The organism is Halomonas sp. E14 (genome assembly GCF_052568415.1).
Genome location: NZ_CP199423.1, coordinates 1,650,099 through 1,667,029, shown reverse-complemented (window position 1 = coordinate 1,667,029; position 16,931 = coordinate 1,650,099). Strand labels below are relative to the sequence as shown.

Sequence of the window (16,931 nt, the reverse complement as noted above, 5' to 3'; positions counted from 1 at the left end):
TCAACCTAACGCGCCCCAAAACCGGTAAATAGAATACGCACCGTCTTGAGGGTGATCAGCACGTCCAGCCACAGCGATACGTGCTTGATATAGTAAAAATCATACTGCAGCTTCTTGGTCATGCCCCGCACTTCCGCAGCATAGCCCTGCTCCACCTGAGCCCAACCCGTAATGCCAGGGCGCACCACATGGCGGTAGCTAAAGAACGGCACGTCCTCCTCGTACCACTCGGAGAGCGAAGCCGACTCCGGGCGCGGGCCAATGAAGCTCATCTCCCCCTTCAGGATATTGAAGATCTGCGGCAGCTCATCGATGCGGTACTTGCGGATCACCTTGCCCACCCGGGTGATGCGCGGATCGCCCTCAGAGATGGTGAAATCCTCTCCGCTCATGTCGTGATACATGCTGCGAAACTTGTACATCAGGAAAGGCCGGGCGCGGTAACCCACCCGCGGCTGCATGAAGAACACCGGCCCGGGGCTGTCCAGCTTGATAATCACGGCCACGACCAGCATGATCGGCAACAGCACCGGCAGCAGCAGCAGCGCCCCCACGGTATCGACCAAGCGCTTGAAGCGCAGATACATGAGCGAAGGAAGCAAGCTACCGAACTCATTCTCGGAGAGGCTGTCGATCTGTACCCTGCCCGAGAGCGACTCATGGATCTGACGAATGTGGTAAACCGGTATATGGCACAAGGTGCAGGTGGCCAGGAATTTCTCCCATTCCGGCGGCAGGTCTTCGGCGCGTAAGTCAGCCACTACGCCATCGAAGCGAATTCCCTGGAGATCGGGTTCCTCCAGCATACGCAGATCGATACGCTCGGTGCCCAACAAACGCTTGGTGTTACCGAACGGCACCAAGGCCAGCTTGAGCTTACGGTAGCGCCGGCCAAAGGAATACCCCAGGTAGAACCATACCAGGCTAGCAAGATAGCCACCGAACAGCACCTGCCTGGTATATCCTTCCCGGGTGAAAAACAGCAGAGCCACCGCGATCAGAAAGGCGATGGAAACCGTCGGCATGATGTAAGCAGCCAGCTTCGCGCTGGGAAAACTCGCTAGGCGCCTAAGCGTCAGCGTCGAGGCGATGAAAGCCAGCCCCACGGCGATGATGGTATTGATGCGTACATCGGGTAAGTAATCCCAGAAGCCCCAGCCCCACCGCTCCAGCGACGGCAACAGGATAACCAGCGGCAGCCCCACCAGTAAGTGTATACCCCAGCCCAGCAATACGACCTCGTACCACCGGGAGTGTCGGCGCTCATATTCACGCTTCATTCGTCACCAGAGCCAAAATCTCGGTGGCCATCTCATCCATGATCTTGTCACGCCGCCATTTCGTCATGAAGGTCCATCGGGGGCGGCAGTGTAACTCAAGTTGCTCCAGTGCAGCGACCGCAGCTTCGATATCGCCGGGGGCGAAAACCGTCGCGTTCTCTATCTCTTCTCTGACGAATCGAGCGGGAAAGCCCGCCAAGCCAGCCCAGATCGGGCGCCCCGTTGCCGCATACTCGAACAGCTTGGAGGGCAGCACGCTCTCCAGTGAGGGCAAGGTGTTCAGGTGTAGAAAGAGCACATCGGCAGCGCAGTAGGCTTCGAGCAATGCCTTACGCGGCACAGGTGCCAGCACCTGTACGTTCTTGATGCTGCGCTCCCCCAGTGCGCGGCACAGTGCCGCTCGGCCCGCGCCGGCACCGATGACGGTGAACTCTACCCGCTGGCTCAGCCGCTCCGCCAGGCTCGGCAATACATGTTCGATGCCCTGGCCAGCTCCCAAGTTGCCGGCATAGAGCACCTTCAACGGCTCGTTGCCGCGGCAGCTCCGACGCTCGAAAAAGCCGGATTCGGCCGCCTCGACGAACGGACGATCGATACCGTTGGTGTGCCAAGTAAAGCGCCGTGACGGGTAACGAGCCTGGAAATAGGGCGCAAACCCTCGCGATACCAGGTTGATACGGTCGGCCTGATGTAGTGTCCAGCGCTCCAACCAACCAAAGCCAGGCGCCAGAAGCCTGCCCGCCCCACCAAGCAGTACGTAAGGAAGGTTGGCAACGAAGTTATCGCGTATGTCCAGGTATAGCTTGGCCCCGCATTGCCTGGCCACCCATCGCCCCAGCACGGCCGTAGCCAAACGCGATGAAGTGGCGATAACCAAGTCGTACGTTTCGCCCTTGGTTAGCCTTCTCACCTGAGCCGCATAGGAAGCGAACGCTCGCGCCTGCGAAGCGAAACCATGCCCTCCCCCCGAGACAGGCAGCCGCGTGAGCCTCACGCTACCGGAAAAGAGCGTTTCCTCCTCAGGTGGCGGGGATTCATGCGTGACGTACCGGCTAGGCATCGTAGTGATGACATGCAGCTCCGCCCCCTCTGGCAAGCGATTAGCCAACGCACCTATCAGCGCCTCAGTACGAAAGGCCCCCGCGCTGATATCCGGCGGGTAATAGAACCCAAGCAGAAGCAACCGCACGAGGCTCAGCGCCCTTCCCTGGCAACTCGAGAAACAGGCAGTATCCGCTCGTACAGCTCCACCAATGCCTGCTCCTGGGCCTCCCAATTGAGCGACTCAGCGGCCTGCTCTGCCTTGGCGCGGTAGTAAGCGCGCAGCTCCGCCGACTCCACCAAGCGCCGAATGGCATCCGCCAGGGCTGCTGTGTCGCCAGGGGGTACGAGCAAACCCAGATCATGGTTTCGCACCACCTTACCGATCTCGGGTAGCTGGCTAGCCACAACCGGCAAGCCTGCTATGACGTACTCAAATAGCTTGTTGGAATCGGTAGTGAAGTGGTTTAGGCAGGTGTTTTCGATAGGCTGCACGCCGATATCCGCCGAGGTGGTATAAGACGGCAATTCACTGAGCGCAACAGTAGGAATGAAGCGCACGCGCTCCTCCAACCCCAACTCGGCGGTCAGTTCGTGCAACTCAGCGGCCTGGCGGCCTCCCCCAATAAACACGAAATAGGCATTCGGTACACTGGCAGCAGCCTCCACCAAACGAGGAAGCCCTCTGCCCGGCTGTAGCCCGCCCTGGTAGAGCACGATCGGCCAAGGCTCAACCAGCCCCAGTTCCTCACGAATGCGGTTCGAATTCTCCACTTTCACCAGCCGCGGGCGATTCTGCAGCACCAGCGGGCGCGGAATGCCATAGGCACGCGCAAAAAACTTGGCACGCGCGTCAGTCGTTGTAATCGTGCCTGCCGCTCTAGGCATCAGCTTCTTTTCCAGCCAGCCTACCAGCCCTCGAAATGCCTGGTACCCTTCCCGGTCGGTGCTGATCTCGTGTGCGTCGTACACCAAGGGCACACGGGCGATCTTGGCCGCCAACCAAGCAGTGGGCAGCACGTTGACGTCATGAGCATGGATGGCATCGGGCCGTGAACGTACGAGTTGAATGGCCAAGCCCGCATGAGTCCATAACCTAGCCACTAACTTGAGCAATTGGCGTACAAAGGTTTCCGGAGGAGGAGCGGCAACTTTCTGATGCTGCGATTTAGCTTGTCCACTCTTCTCGGCGGCATTTCGCTCAGCTTCGAGACGCTTTCTCTTGCGTAACTTCCATAAGGGGCTGCGTGCCACCCGCACAACATGCACATTTGAAGCTAAAATCTCGATCTCCTCAGTAACGCCTGGAGTATGTAAAGCATGAACGATTAATTGATAGCCTGCTGACTGGAGTGTCTGTGCTTCTTTAAGAACACGAGCATCATTAAGAAACTCATTCCATACCACCATGGATATAGTTTTCATTTTTTCCTTCCTCGCATTCTCGAGACGAAGCTTCAGATACGTCTGATTCTCCTTCAAGATATTTCAATATTCTCGGCACTAGTTTTATTGCACTCAAAAAATCATGTCGTACATATGATTTTTCGAAAGAATAAACCAGTGCTGCAAGATATACGTCCTCAAATCGAACTTTTTCCAGTCCTCTTCGCTCCGATTTCGCTTTTGTAAAAGAAACTCTTAAGCGCTTAGCTTGAGAAGGTTGTGTAGACCAGCCCGCCCCAACAGGTTCCAACGACCACCGACTCCAATTAATCGTTATAACTTTCCCACCTCTAGCCTCAAGGAAATCATCTGGACCTTGATCTGGATTGATTATTACTAAAGGTAATTTTTTCAACCGTTGCACAACATCTTGCCGACGACGAGAAAGTAATTTTATTTTTTCAAGATCCTCACTTTTTCCTTTCTCCGCAACAGTACAAATACGATCCATCATGTTTTCATCCAGCCGATGCCACAATACAGGATGAGATCGTTTATATTGTGAAATCAAAGCTATTCCTGGATCAATCAAAATCAAGGAGCTAAGAATTTTCAATCTGGCTAATTTGACTTTTTCTTTCAGGATTTTTTCTGAAGGAACCCAATGATAAATATGGCAATGAAAGCCCTCCACCTCAACCACTCTTATTAAAGGCATCGAAGGCAACTCCGAACATTCCGAAAGCAATGTTGCTTCGTGCCTAGCTAACGAGCTTTTATTAGAATTGAACAATTTTAATAAATGATCAGCTATTTTTCTATTTTCTACATTATAGCTCTTAATGTGAAGTGCTATTATATCTTGACCACCTAACTGAACCCATGATGATTTTAGTTTGTGAATTTTTTCACTCAGCGTTTCTTGAAGAACTTCTCTCAACCAACTCTCACATTTAGGAGATTTCAGCAGTGACCAAAAAGACACCTCATGCTTTCTTGCTTCCTTAACTAGTATATGGCCATGGAAAAATAATGCATTTAGTTTATATTTTTGTGCGCTTAGCGCTTTTATATCATTGACCAAGCTTGCAACACGAGAGCACCCTTGACGTATTAGAATTACTGAAATAATTGCAGCTAAAAGACTTGGTGGCTGCCCTAATAAGAAATGACCGACCATAAAAAAAAATGAAAGCAAGAAACCTACACTGGCGAATACCCCAATTACACGCCCAGGGCTCTCGGCAAGAGAATTGTGGATTTTCTCATTATGCGAATTAAGTAAGATAATCAGGACAAAAGCCAGAATGGAGTATAGAAACAAAAAAAGTGATATTTCAAAATAAAGATAAGACAAAGCCAGCACTATCAAAGATATAAAAACGATTGTAGCAAGACTGCGCGAATAACGCTGATAATTTCGACTGGCTACGTCTTCGTCATTTTCGAAAAGCGCAATTTTATGACTTCTTTTAAGAAGAGCCAAAGCGCCTCGGCGAGCATATATGTCAACCAATTTCTCAGACAACAAATAAAGCACATAAAAAAATACAGTAGAAAAACTAAGGATTACAACCAAAAAATCCCTATCAACTAATGAAAATGCATCTGGGAAATATCTCGGCATCCCAGTTGAGCCCAACAGGATAACAATTTTAAGCGGCAACAAGAAAGCCAATAACAGTGAAACCTGGGAAACCAAGGTGGAACAAATTATTAACAGTGTTTCACCAGGTACAACACGGAAAAATTTATTCCCGATTGAGGCAATCCAGCGCATAGTCAAAAACATATTGCTTAGCAATTAATTCACCCTAAAAAACTTAGTGGTTGTTTTAAATTTAGATGACTTCTTATCCTTAGAAGAGAGCACCTGGTATCTCCGATAGATCCTGACATTGTCAGCATATTTAAAGCGGCCAAGTAAAAGATAAAGTTTAAGAGTCAAGATATCGCTCGAGCGATCCTTCAATCTGCTTCGAATAATAAGACCTCATTGAAAAAATATGCACGAGAATCACATCCCTGCCGCCTTCAATAAAGGCTCCTTAAGATGACGAAGAAGGAACTAAAGAAAACGGCAGAAAGCACTTCTTAGCTAAAGGGAGCCCACAGGAGCATATGTCAGGCGAATACCCATCACTGTAGAGTCAGATGAGGTGGCACTATTGTGAACTTCACATATCATCACTGTGGACGATAGATTCCATGAAAATCTTTCTGATAGTAATTTTAATTTCGCTAGATGTCCTTAAGCAAAGTCTCTTTATATGCTTGTATCTTCTGATTTTCTTTCAGACTGATTACTTCTCTTTCAAGATATTCATCTGCCACATAATTTTTGCCTCTTTTTACTATTGAATTTCTGTTTGGAGTTTGGTTTACAGACTCACAGTAATTTTCATCTACAGGAAGCTCCATTTTCCTTAAAATATTTTTTTCAATGAATTCACTTTTCTTTTCAGCAACTATAAATGCATCTAAATCAAACACAAGAAATCGCGTACCTACTTGTTGTTTTATTTTCACTGCCTGCCGCAATGATCTTTCATATCTTCTAGTAAATACGGCAATATCATCCAAATAGCCCATTGACTTCCATGAGCGCCATACATTAGCTACATCTCTCATGCAGTATATATATACCGGCGGTGAATCTAAAAAAAGTTTTTCAAAATATGGCATATATCTTTCATACCCTGGTGTTTTAATCCCATGGTATTTTAATTCTTTCTTCGATCCTTCCATTTCTTTCTTATTAGCGCATGCAAAAAAGGCATGGGTCAAAATGCTTTTTGAAAAGATCCACGACTGATCCAGACGGTATCCCTTTCTTTCGGAATAGTGATCAAAAACTGATTGTACATCGTCAACAAAATCAAAGTATTTTTCTATTGTCTTAGCGTGCATTTCTTCTTGAATGGCAATATTTTTATGCTCATTTAACAGATCAGTAATCATTCTCGTCCCTGACCTGGCCGCTCCACAGATAATTAATGGCTTAATATTTTTTGCACTAAGCAAAGATTCGATCAAATTAGACACTTTATCAGCCTCTCAGAATGTTATTTTTTATAACGGAATTGATCATTTGAACTGTCATCTCTTTGCCCGGCGGTGAATGTCCGCTCCCTTGGTCTTCGTAATAAATCACATTCAACAGGGACTGATTAATACTATTACTGCCATAAGACTCTTCATTAACACCATCTCCGAGCTCTTTGATCATTGGCTTCAAATGCCTGTATAAGTGAGCTTCATCATGTATATTTTGAAATAAAAAAGCTGGCGCTTGTCTCGTATTAAAATCTAGTTTTGCTATGAGTCTGTCTTTGAACTTTCTTAGCACTTCCTTTTCGCTTAAATTTTGATAGCTGTAATTTAGCATGGAAGTATAGTGGGAAGGGGTGTAGTTATATAAATACAACTGAGGGTTAATGGCAATCGCTATTGCACTAGGAAAAGCATTAGAAACTTTTAGCGCTGCAAATCCTCCTGCTGAGGAGCCAAATAACACCATATTCTTTTCTTTATACCCACCTGTTTCCAAAATTAGTTTTATCAAATCAATTAAAGCATCTATGCCATAATTTTCTTGCGTGTTCTGGAACCAACCAATAGACAAATTATTTTCTTCATTTATTGTTGGATCAGAAAAAGAAAGGACGTCATGCTCTTCAAAATCACTAGCCCAGCTATATCTTTGGAAATCGATATGACCTTTTTTTCTATTGGTGGCGCCGGGAAGGAGAATTAAAATTCTACCCTTATTATTTAGCCTAGCGTAAAAATATAGTGGCACCCCACTTACGTAAACACAATATGTTCGCTCCCCTTGGGTTAATTTAATTTCCTCTGCCGGGAGAAAGGTTTCGTGCTGAATATTTTTTATTATATTAGCTGGTGGGACTTTCTTAATGATCCCTGATAAGGAGGATCGCTTCTCTATTTTTCGGGCAACAAAGTCTAAAGCTTCCTCTCTTTTTTCCTTTCCAAGGGAAAGCACAGTTGTGACTATACTTTTTTTAGCATTTCCTGAAAACCCGAGTGCGATAGATGGTGTATACTGATAGTCTTTCTCACATAAAAAACCTTGCATTTCATCTTCATCACCATAGTATATTTCAGGCTGCACTTTTTGATTCAGACAATCAATATAAACTTGATTATCCTTTTCTCCAAGAAGCCATACATGGCTGCCAGTAGCTTTTTTAATGGAATAATCTTTGTTAAAGTGAAACCATTGTGTGAACTCTCTTTCTCTTGCAAAATCCAAATTATCTTTAACAACCACCCACGCGCCGGGTTTAAAATAAAGTTCCCTCGTGAATTTAATAGCAGGGTATTCAATTCCGGCAGTGATCTTGAAAATTCCAGATTCCTGTGCTTCCACAGCTTTGACAGCTGAACCATACGGTTTAATTTTTAATATGTCAAAGCCTTCTATTTCGACAGAGTTATGAGCCCTGCTACTTAAGAAATAATTTCTATACTTATCGCTTCTATAGCCATATTTACCACTATCGCATATGATTTTCTTTCCATGATCAAACCATTCAAAACTCATACAGTCGCGATGCTTGTGTGATTTTGAATGATAGGCAGCTGATAGAGAAAGCATTGAAGCTTTACCAGGCGCTTCGTCCCATGGCGAACGAATAATTGCATAACCGCTTGAGGAAAAGTCAGATAACAGATAATCGCCCGATGCTTGCGGGAATTCAACTGTTTTTTGTTCAGTTAATATCGAGTCACCAAAGCATAAGGGTCGCTTTAGAGGATCAACAAGCCATTTCTTAGCTTCCTCTGCTTTCTGTAATCTTGGTATTATTATGTTGCTTTCACCATACCAACCAGATTTCACTACTGCATTAAAGGTGGCCAGGACATAAAAATGATAGTGCGGGGAGTGCTCTAGATGAATGCCATTGGCATCAAATTGGGACTGTACTAAGTCTTCCATTTTTCTCATGGCATAGGAATAATTAGTCTTATCCCCAAGTTGAAAAGTATGAAGCAGTCCCATTAGGCCTTGGATTTGAAAAACCCCATGATTATTTAAAGAGAACGTAGCCTCAGTAGTTAAATTGGCAACATGCTTCTCTGCCAACTTTAATAATAGCAGCTCTTCCTTTTCACTTAACTTTAGCTCATAAACATCTGTTCTGTTTTTAAAGAACGCTAGGATGAGCGCTCTGAACCCCACCGACATGTCGTACCATGCGTAGCTTGATGGCATACGTGTTGTTGTAGTATCGGATGGGTCATTACCGTATGCACTGTACCAATCGCAAAAAACATCTAAAAAGTAGGATACCAATTCATTTTTATCATCATATGTATCAAAAAAATTCATTATTGGGTGAAAAAAAGTCCACCCTTGCAGCTGCATTCTCCAGTTTCTATCTTCTTTTTTTTCCGTTGCCTCCCAATCAATAGGAAAGTTTAAATGTACTGCGTCACAGTCTTTCCGAGGTTTAAAAACCCTATTCTTGACAATATCTTTGCAAGTCCCTTCATACTCACCAGGAGGAAAAATCCTATGGAGGAAACATTCAACTGGCACAAGCTCGACTTTATTCAACTTTTCGCACCCATACATGGCCTTAAGTTCTCTCCCACAACTAGGTTAGTAACCGCTGATATACGTCTGTAACTACTTCAGCGCCATTCCGCCAGTCACGATTAGCACAAACCCACTGCCGTGCGTTACTTCCTAGCTGTTCTCTCAACTCTCTATCCATTATCATTTCTTCTAATTTTTTTGCCAACTCTTCTGTACTTCCCTTCTTGAACACTAGTCCGGTGACTTGGTCTTCAACAATTTCTGTAAGTGCATCGCAACTTGAGACCAGTACTGCTTTTGAACTCGCCATTGCCTCAAATGGTTTTAAAGGCGATACCATCTCACACACATCATATGGCTTTCTTGGAAACGGTGCTATGTCAACCAAGGAGTAATAGCTTTGAACTTCACTATGAGGTACACGCCCTGTAATAACAACCACCCCATTAAGATTGAATTTTTTGACTTTTTCTTTTAATTCAGGGAGAACTGCTCCATCACCGACAATTAACACACGGAATCCTGAAACCTTTTTTTCCAACAAAATCCTTACTGCATCTATTAAATCATCCAGACCTTCATAGTTAACTATTGAGCCAATATAGCCAATTACAACATCATCGATCCTGATGCCAAGTTTTTTGGCTAAGTTCTCGTCCTTGCTAATGGGAGAGAATAATTCTGTGTGCACGCAGTTTGGCACTACTGTAATTTTCTCAGCGGAAACCCCCCTACTAATCATGAGGTTCTTCAAAGCATGGGTGATTGTGATTACGGCATCTGCCTCTATGCATGCGTTTGCCTCCATTTTAGCCATATACTTAAACTGTTCCGTTGCATCCCACCCAGGCTGACGTGATAGTCTAGTGATTTCCCACAACCCTCGCACTTCATACACAGACTTAATGCCCAGCTCACGTGCTGCCAATATAGCTGCATATGCATTTGGGAAATTGGATGCTGCATGTATTACGCTTGCGCTCTTTTCTATAGAAAGTTTTTTCACTTGATCAGAAAAAACTTTAACGTACGCTGATATTGTAAGACTGCTTTTTCTTACTTTTTGATCGCTACGGTAATAAGTTACATTATCAACCACATCATAGATAGGGATTGTCTCGGGTAGCTTTTGGCTAATATATTTTTGATGATCACTAGGATAACCCGGCCTAGAAAGAGCATAGACGTTAAATTCATTTATATTATTAATGCCTTTCAGAAGGCCATGCGTTCGAGTAGCATACCCTCCCGAGTTGTATGGTAAAGAATTATGGAGCAGATAAATTACAGATTTTTCCTTAGGATATACAGCTTGAGTCGCTCTAGCTGGCAGAGAGAAGCCTTTTTCTAACTTATCTATTTCATCATCTATTCTATAAGAAGACTTCTTTCCAGTCTCGTTCAAATCTGATTTATCTAGTTCTTCTAGAAAATCTCTTGAGTCGTACATTTTCCCTAAAAATGTTAGCTGGGCTCTAACGGAATTAGCCAGATAGCGATCTTCTTGTATTTTTCGCCAAAGTGCCCAACCAATATAGCATGTGGCTTCAGGATGATTTTCTTTTAAGAGCCAGTAACATTCTCTAAGTTCTTTTTTCCTTGATTTTTCCTTTTTCCCATCTATCCATTTCTCAATAAAATCGGCTTTTTCTCGACCTGTGGAGTAATGTTCTAAGTGAGGAAGAATTTTTTCGACAAACGACTTGTATTTATTGATTTTCCTTTTCGCTACAAAATACGAAAAAATGGAACTAGCTTTCCCAAGGACTAATATGGGATAAGAATTGATTTTATTTATTTTCCTATATGCGCTCGAGGCTCGAGTCGCCACCTTAAAGGCACGACTCCTTTTAATCATCTTCAGTTCATCGTACGCTTTCTTTTTTAATTTTTTTTGATACCTTACCTGATATTTTAAATGATTGTCATTAGCCAAAAAATCCCTCTGAGCATTCCATAAATTCTTGAGATCTGATATTTCGTCAACTTCTTTCGGAAGAAATATTGTTCCTTTTCCACCTAGGTCCAAGCCGGCAAAGATGTAATTTTTCTCTAAAAGGTATGCTGCAACAAGCTCAAACTCCTCTTCCGATTTTATTTCAACTGACAGCCCAACTCTTTTCTCGCTCAAATTTATATTTCGAACCTCATCTGCATCTAGGCCATTTATGTACCCAGACCCTGCTACTATTGGACATTCCTCTCCCTTTTCAACCAACTCATTCCCCTTCATATTTAGTTCCCATCAGTATTATAAAAAACGCAACGTTTGAGCTGAAGACTACTCAGAGAGTTAACGGCCCTCGAAAACTCCACGGGTATCTATTACAATAGCTCTTTCGACTATAGACATTTCTATTTTTTTAAATTCTTTATGGTCGACTAAAAGAACAATAATGTCGGCCTGTTGTAAGGCATCATCATGATTCAGGATCATAGATTTCATCAATTTTCCGCATGGGAGAGATTCAACATTAGGCTCGACAACTAAATTTGTACCTGGATGATTTCTTTCTATTTCTTCAGCAATCTTCAGAGCTGGACTTTCACGCAGATCGTCAATATCCGGCTTGAATGCCAAGCCGAAGCAAGCGATGGTAACGTCCTTGGCGGTCTTTTCAGGATGGTGGCTCAGGAACTTACCTACGGCCTCGTTGACTTTGTCGATCACCCACTGAGGCTTGCCATCGTTCACTTCACGTGCGGTACGAATCAATCGTGCTTCTTCCGGGGTTTCGCTCACGATGAACCAAGGATCAACTGCAATACAGTGGCCACCCACACCAGGTCCTGGCTGCAGAATGTTGACCCGTGGATGCCGGTTGGCCAGGCGAATCAGTTCCCACACGTTGATGTCAAGCTTATCGCAGATGATGGAAAGCTCATTGGCGAAAGCAATGTTCACGTCGCGGAAGCTGTTCTCGGTGAGCTTGGCCATTTCGGCAGTACGCGCCGTAGTGGTAATGCACTCCCCTTCCACGAAGATTTTGTAAAGTGCCGTAGCCGCTTCAGAGCACTTGGCCGTCATGCCGCCGATCACCCGATCGTTTTCAACCAGCTCACGAACCACATGGCCGGGAAGTACGCGCTCCGGGCAGTGAGCTACGCGAATATCCGATTCTTCCCCATAGGTTTGGGGGAAGGTGAGGTCGGGCCTGGCTTCTGCCAGCCATGCCGCCATTTGCTCGGTCGCCCCAACCGGCGAGGTAGATTCGAGTATGACCAAGTCGCCTTTTTTCAGCACCTGGGCAATGTTCTTGCTTGCCGCTTCGATATAGCTGAGATCGGGCACGTGACCATTACCGTTCTCGGCGTTGAAGGGAGTGGGTACGGCAATCAGGAAGGCGTCCGCCGGCTCCGGCTCGGTGGTGGCGCGCAGGTAGCCTTCCTTTACTGCGGCATGCACGATGATGTCCAGCTCGGGTTCGACAATATGAATATCGCCGCGGTTGATCGTTTCTACGGCGTGTTGATTGACATCCACGCCAATCACCTTCTTACGGCGTGAAGCAATAACGGCGGCAGTCGGCAGGCCAATGTAGCCCAAGCCAATGACAGAAATGGTGTTGAATTTCATGGTTCCATCCAAGAGAAGCAAAGAAGCGAAGATTTATTCGAGCTCAAGGTTTACTTTATATTTGCCAGGGCATTTAGAATGCGTTGGCACGCTTTACCATCCCCGTAGGGGTTATGAGCGTAGCTCATCTTTTCGTAGGCGACCTTGTCCGTGAGCAAGGTATGCATTTCAGAAACGATACGCTCTACATTGGTGCCTACCAGCTTGACGGTGCCAGCATCCACCGCCTCCGGCCGCTCGGTGGTATCTCGCATGACGAGTACCGGCTTGCCAAGGGAGGGCGCTTCTTCCTGTACGCCACCGGAGTCGGTGAGGATCAGGTGGGCGCGGTTCATCAGGTAGACGAACGGCAGGTAGTCCAGCGGCTCGATCAAGTGAACGTTGTCGATGTCGGAGAGCAGCCGGTTGACCGGCTCCCGCACATTGGGATTGAGGTGCACGGGATAAACTATTTGAGTCTCGGGGTGGCGCGCCGCTACATCATGCAGTGCCTGGCAGATACGCTCGAACCCGCCGCCGAAACTCTCACGGCGATGCCCAGTTACCAGGATCAGCTTGCGGCTGGCATCCAGAAAGCCGAACTGCTCGGTAAAGCGTTCTTGAAAAGAGGCACTGTTCTCGAGCTTCTTGACCACGTCGAGCAGTGCGTCAATGACAGTGTTACCGGTCACGAATATCTTGCTTGGCTCCACCCCCTCCTCGAGAAGATTTTGGCGGGAGCGTTCGGTAGGCGCGAAGTGCAGCTCAGCCAGCGCGCCGGTCAATTTTCGGTTGGCCTCTTCCGGCCAAGGCGAATAGAGATTGCCGGTACGCAAGCCAGCTTCCACATGCCCTACAGGCACTTGCTGATAGTAGGCGGCCAACGTGGCGGAAAGCGTGGTGGAAGTATCCCCATGCACCAGCACGATATCCGGCTTCTCTTCAGCGAGAACACTCTTCATGCCCTGCAGAATCGACGTGGTTACGTCGGTGAGGTCCTGCCCCGGCTTCATGATGTTCAGGTCGTGATCGGGCTCAAGCTCGAATAGTTCCAGCACTTGGTCAAGCATTTCCCGGTGTTGCCCGGTTACGCACACCTTGGCATCGAAACGATCATCGGCGGCGAGAGAAAGGGCAAGAGGTGCCATCTTGATGGCTTCAGGGCGCGTGCCGAACACGCAGAGTGTCTTGATGGGCATAGAAGGCAAAAGACTGCTTGTTTGAGAGAGTGAGAGAAATTAGCGAGCCAAGAGCTGAATTACAGCTGCTTAAGCAACAGCCCGATGACTTCCTGCTGGCTCAGTTCTGCGGTATTGACCGTCAGTTCTGCTGATTTAGGCACCTCGTAGGGGCTGTTAATCCCCGTGAAGTCCTTGATCTTGCCTTCGCGTGCCTTCTGGTAGAGCCCCTTGGGGTCGCGCTGCTCACAGATATCCAGCGGGGTATCGACATGTACCTCGATGAAATCGCCGTTCTGGAATAGAGCCCGCGCGGCGTCGCGGTCGCTGCGGAAGGGTGAGATGAATGCGGTAATGACGATGATGCCGGCCTCAGCGAATAACCTTGCCACTTCACCCACGCGGCGGATGTTCTCGGCGCGGTCTTCCTCGCTCATGCCGAGGTCCTTGCACAAGCCATGGCGGATGTTGTCGCCGTCCAGCAGCATGGTGTGATAGCCACGGCGGTTCAGCTCCACTTCCAGAGCATTGGCCAGGGTCGATTTCCCCGAGCCTGAAAGGCCGGTAAACCAAACGCACTTGCCCTGATGACCGTTGAGCTGCTCGCGCATGGCTTGGGTAACGCTGGTGCGGTTCCACACCACATTGGCCTTGCTGTCGTGCTCGCGAAATTCGTAGGGCAGTTCGCTATCCAGCGGCTGATGGATCATCCCCGCCCCAACCGTTACGTTGCTGAGGCGGTCGATGATGATGAAGCAGCCGGTACCGGGGCTGGTGCGATAGTCGTCGACGGGCACCGGCGCCGTCAGTTCGATATGGCAGCGCGCGATGGCATTGAGATCGAGATTCTCGGCGTGGCGGTGCTCAAGCGTGTTGACATCGACCTGATAGTCGATCGCTGTGATTTTGCCTGCCACGGCGCGGGTCGCAAGCTTTAGGTCGTACAGCTTGCCTGGCTCCAGCGGGGCTTCGTGCATCCACACGATGTCTGCCTCGAAGCCATTGGCAAGCGGCACCTTGTCCTCTTCCGCCACGAGCCAGTCGCCGCGGGAGATGTCGATCTCGTCTTCCAGGGTAAGGGTAATCGCCTGCCCCGGGTAGGCGGCTTCGAGGTCGCCATCGAAGGTGACGATTCGTTCCACCTTGGACACCTTGCCGGAAGGCAACGCCCGCACGGCCTGGCCGCGGTGAACGATGCCGGCAGCCAGGGTCCCGGAGTAACCGCGAAAATCGAGGTTGGGGCGATTGACGTACTGTACCGGGAAACGCAGGTCGCGCAGGTTGTGATCGTGGCTGATCTCTACGCCTTCCAGCAGCTCCAGCAAGGCCGGCTTATCGTACCAGCCCATGGCCTCGCTCGTGTTGACGACGTTGTCGCCCTTGAGGGCCGACATGGGCACGAAGCGAATGTCGCGGGCGTGGAGCTTCTCGGCAACGGCCTGATATTCCTCGATAATCTCGTCGAAGCGTGCCTGGGAATATTCGACCAGATCCATCTTGTTCACCGCCACGATCAGGTGCTGGATGCCCAGCAGGTCGGCGATGAAGCTGTGGCGCCGGGTCTGGGTCTGCACGCCGTAGCGAGCGTCGATCAGGATGATCGCCAGGTTGGCGGTGGAGGCGCCGGTGGCCATGTTGCGGGTGTACTGCTCGTGCCCCGGGGTGTCGGCGATGATGAACTTGCGCTTGTCGGTGGAGAAGAAGCGGTAGGCCACGTCGATGGTGATGCCCTGCTCGCGCTCCGACTGCAGGCCGTCGACCAGCAGCGCCAGGTCCACCTCCTCCCCGGTAGTCCCGACTTTTTTCGAGTCCCTGGCAATGGCGGCCAGTTGGTCCTCGTAGATCATCTTGGAGTCGTGCAGCAGCCGGCCGATCAGGGTCGACTTGCCGTCATCCACGCTGCCGCAGGTGATGAAGCGCAGCAGGTCCTTGTTCTCGTGCTCGCGGAGGTACTGCTCAATATCCTCGGCGATCATTGCGGATTGGTGTGCCATCAGAAGTACCCCTCGCGCTTTTTCTTCTCCATCGAGCCCGCCTGGTCATGGTCGATGGCCCGGCCGCTGCGCTCACTGGTGCGGGTCAGCAGCATCTCCTGGATGATTTCGGGCAGGGTGTCGGCCTTCGACTCCACCGCACCGGTCAGTGGGTAGCAGCCCAGGGTGCGGAAGCGCACCCAGCGCTCCTCCGGCACCTCGCCGGGGGCCAGCGGCAGGCGCTCGTCGTCGACCATCACCAGCATGCCGTCGCGCTCCACCACCGGGCGCGGCGCGGCGTAGTAGAGCGGCACGATGGGAATCTGCTCGAGGTAGATGTACTGCCAGATGTCCAGCTCGGTCCAGTTGGAGAGCGGGAAGGCGCGGATCGACTCGCCCTTGTTGACCCGGGCGTTGTACAGGTTCCACAGCTCGGGGCGCTGGCTCTTGGGATCCCAACGATGATACTTGTCACGGAACGAGAACACCCGCTCCTTGGCGCGGCTGGCCTCTTCGTCACGGCGGGCACCGCCAAAGGCGGCATCGAAGCCGTACTTGTCCAGCGCCTGCTTGAGCGCCTGGGTCTTCATCACGTCGGTGTAGCCGCTGGAACCGTGATCGAAGGGGTTGATGCCGGCGGCACGCCCCTCTTCGTTGATGTGCTCGATCAGCTCCATGCCCACCTCACCGGCCATGCGGTCGCGGAAGGCGATCATCTCGCGGAACTTCCAGGTGGTGTTGATGTGCATCAGCGGGAACGGCGGCGGCCCGGGGAAGAAGGCCTTGCGCGCCAGATGCAGCATCACCGAGGAGTCCTTGCCGATGGAGTAGAGCATCACCGGGTTGCGGAACTCGGCCGACACCTCACGGATGATGTGGATCGACTCGGCTTCGAGTTGTTTTAGGTGGGTCTGGCGTTCGGGTGAAATTTCAGGCATCGAAAAAAACCTA

General features: G+C 49.0%; 11 protein-coding genes. All 11 read right to left on the bottom strand.

Features of this window, described 5'->3' with window-relative positions:
• Nucleotides 1-5: 5 nt before the first annotated feature.
• The 11 genes from ACT7B3_RS07755 to cysD all read right to left on the bottom strand — a co-directional run bounded on the left by ACT7B3_RS07755 (nt 6) and on the right by cysD (nt 16,918).
• On the bottom strand, nt 6-1,280 hold the full coding sequence (locus ACT7B3_RS07755) for an exopolysaccharide biosynthesis polyprenyl glycosylphosphotransferase (RefSeq protein ID WP_445157488.1): 1,275 nt from the start codon (nt 1,278-1,280) through the stop codon (nt 6-8).
• On the bottom strand, nt 1,270-2,469 hold the full coding sequence (locus tag ACT7B3_RS07750; protein WP_445157487.1) for a glycosyltransferase family 4 protein: 1,200 nt from the start codon (nt 2,467-2,469) through the stop codon (nt 1,270-1,272). Before ACT7B3_RS07750 ends, ACT7B3_RS07755 begins: the two co-directional genes overlap by 11 nt.
• Nucleotides 2,470-2,474: 5 nt before the next feature.
• The gene (locus tag ACT7B3_RS07745) at nt 2,475-3,746 is read right to left on the bottom strand and encodes a glycosyltransferase family 4 protein (RefSeq protein WP_445157486.1); all 1,272 of its coding nucleotides are present in this window, start codon (nt 3,744-3,746) and stop codon (nt 2,475-2,477) included.
• Nucleotides 3,715-5,487 (bottom strand): hypothetical protein, encoded by a 1,773-nt coding sequence (locus tag ACT7B3_RS07740; protein WP_445157485.1) that lies wholly within the window; start codon nt 5,485-5,487, stop codon nt 3,715-3,717. Before ACT7B3_RS07740 ends, ACT7B3_RS07745 begins: the two co-directional genes overlap by 32 nt.
• A gap of 461 nt (nt 5,488-5,948) precedes the next feature.
• Nucleotides 5,949-6,752, bottom strand: coding sequence for a sulfotransferase (locus ACT7B3_RS07735; RefSeq protein WP_445157484.1), 804 nt, complete (start codon nt 6,750-6,752; stop codon nt 5,949-5,951).
• A 4-nt stretch (nt 6,753-6,756) separates the two neighbouring features.
• On the bottom strand, nt 6,757-9,291 hold the full coding sequence (locus tag ACT7B3_RS07730; protein WP_445157483.1) for a heparinase II/III domain-containing protein: 2,535 nt from the start codon (nt 9,289-9,291) through the stop codon (nt 6,757-6,759).
• Between the two features lie 40 nt (nt 9,292-9,331).
• Nucleotides 9,332-11,506: a glycosyltransferase family 4 protein gene (locus tag ACT7B3_RS07725; RefSeq protein WP_445157482.1), complete on the bottom strand. Its 2,175-nt coding sequence runs from the start codon at nt 11,504-11,506 to the stop codon at nt 9,332-9,334.
• A 60-nt stretch (nt 11,507-11,566) separates the two neighbouring features.
• Complete coding sequence (gene wecC, locus ACT7B3_RS07720; RefSeq protein WP_445157481.1) at nt 11,567-12,850, bottom strand: UDP-N-acetyl-D-mannosamine dehydrogenase; 1,284 nt, start codon at nt 12,848-12,850, stop codon at nt 11,567-11,569.
• A 50-nt stretch (nt 12,851-12,900) separates the two neighbouring features.
• Entirely contained in the window at nt 12,901-14,022 is a 1,122-nt protein-coding gene (gene wecB, locus ACT7B3_RS07715) for a non-hydrolyzing UDP-N-acetylglucosamine 2-epimerase (protein ID WP_445158856.1), read from the bottom strand.
• Nucleotides 14,023-14,087: 65 nt separating this feature from the next.
• Nucleotides 14,088-16,001: a sulfate adenylyltransferase subunit CysN gene (cysN, locus tag ACT7B3_RS07710; protein ID WP_445157480.1), complete on the bottom strand. Its 1,914-nt coding sequence runs from the start codon at nt 15,999-16,001 to the stop codon at nt 14,088-14,090.
• Nucleotides 16,001-16,918 carry a sulfate adenylyltransferase subunit CysD gene (gene cysD, locus ACT7B3_RS07705; RefSeq protein WP_445157479.1) on the bottom strand — a complete coding sequence of 306 codons (918 nt, stop codon included), beginning with the start codon at nt 16,916-16,918 and terminating at the stop codon, nt 16,001-16,003. The genes cysN and cysD overlap by 1 nt, the downstream gene beginning before the upstream one ends.
• Nucleotides 16,919-16,931 lie beyond the last annotated feature (13 nt).

Excerpts from the sequence above, each read along its gene's own strand:
- cysN (WP_445157480.1), bottom strand. The coding sequence starts at position 16,001 with ATGGCACACCAATCCGCAATGATCGCCGAGGATATTGAGCAGTACCTC.
- wecC (WP_445157481.1), bottom strand. The coding sequence starts at position 12,850 with ATGAAATTCAACACCATTTCTGTCATTGGCTTGGGCTACATTGGCCTG.
- ACT7B3_RS07755 (WP_445157488.1), bottom strand. The coding sequence starts at position 1,280 with ATGAAGCGTGAATATGAGCGCCGACACTCCCGGTGGTACGAGGTCGTA.
- ACT7B3_RS07740 (WP_445157485.1), bottom strand. The coding sequence starts at position 5,487 with ATGCGCTGGATTGCCTCAATCGGGAATAAATTTTTCCGTGTTGTACCT.
- cysD (WP_445157479.1), bottom strand. The coding sequence starts at position 16,918 with ATGCCTGAAATTTCACCCGAACGCCAGACCCACCTAAAACAACTCGAA.
- ACT7B3_RS07745 (WP_445157486.1), bottom strand. The coding sequence starts at position 3,746 with ATGAAAACTATATCCATGGTGGTATGGAATGAGTTTCTTAATGATGCT.
- ACT7B3_RS07725 (WP_445157482.1), bottom strand. The coding sequence starts at position 11,506 with ATGAAGGGGAATGAGTTGGTTGAAAAGGGAGAGGAATGTCCAATAGTA.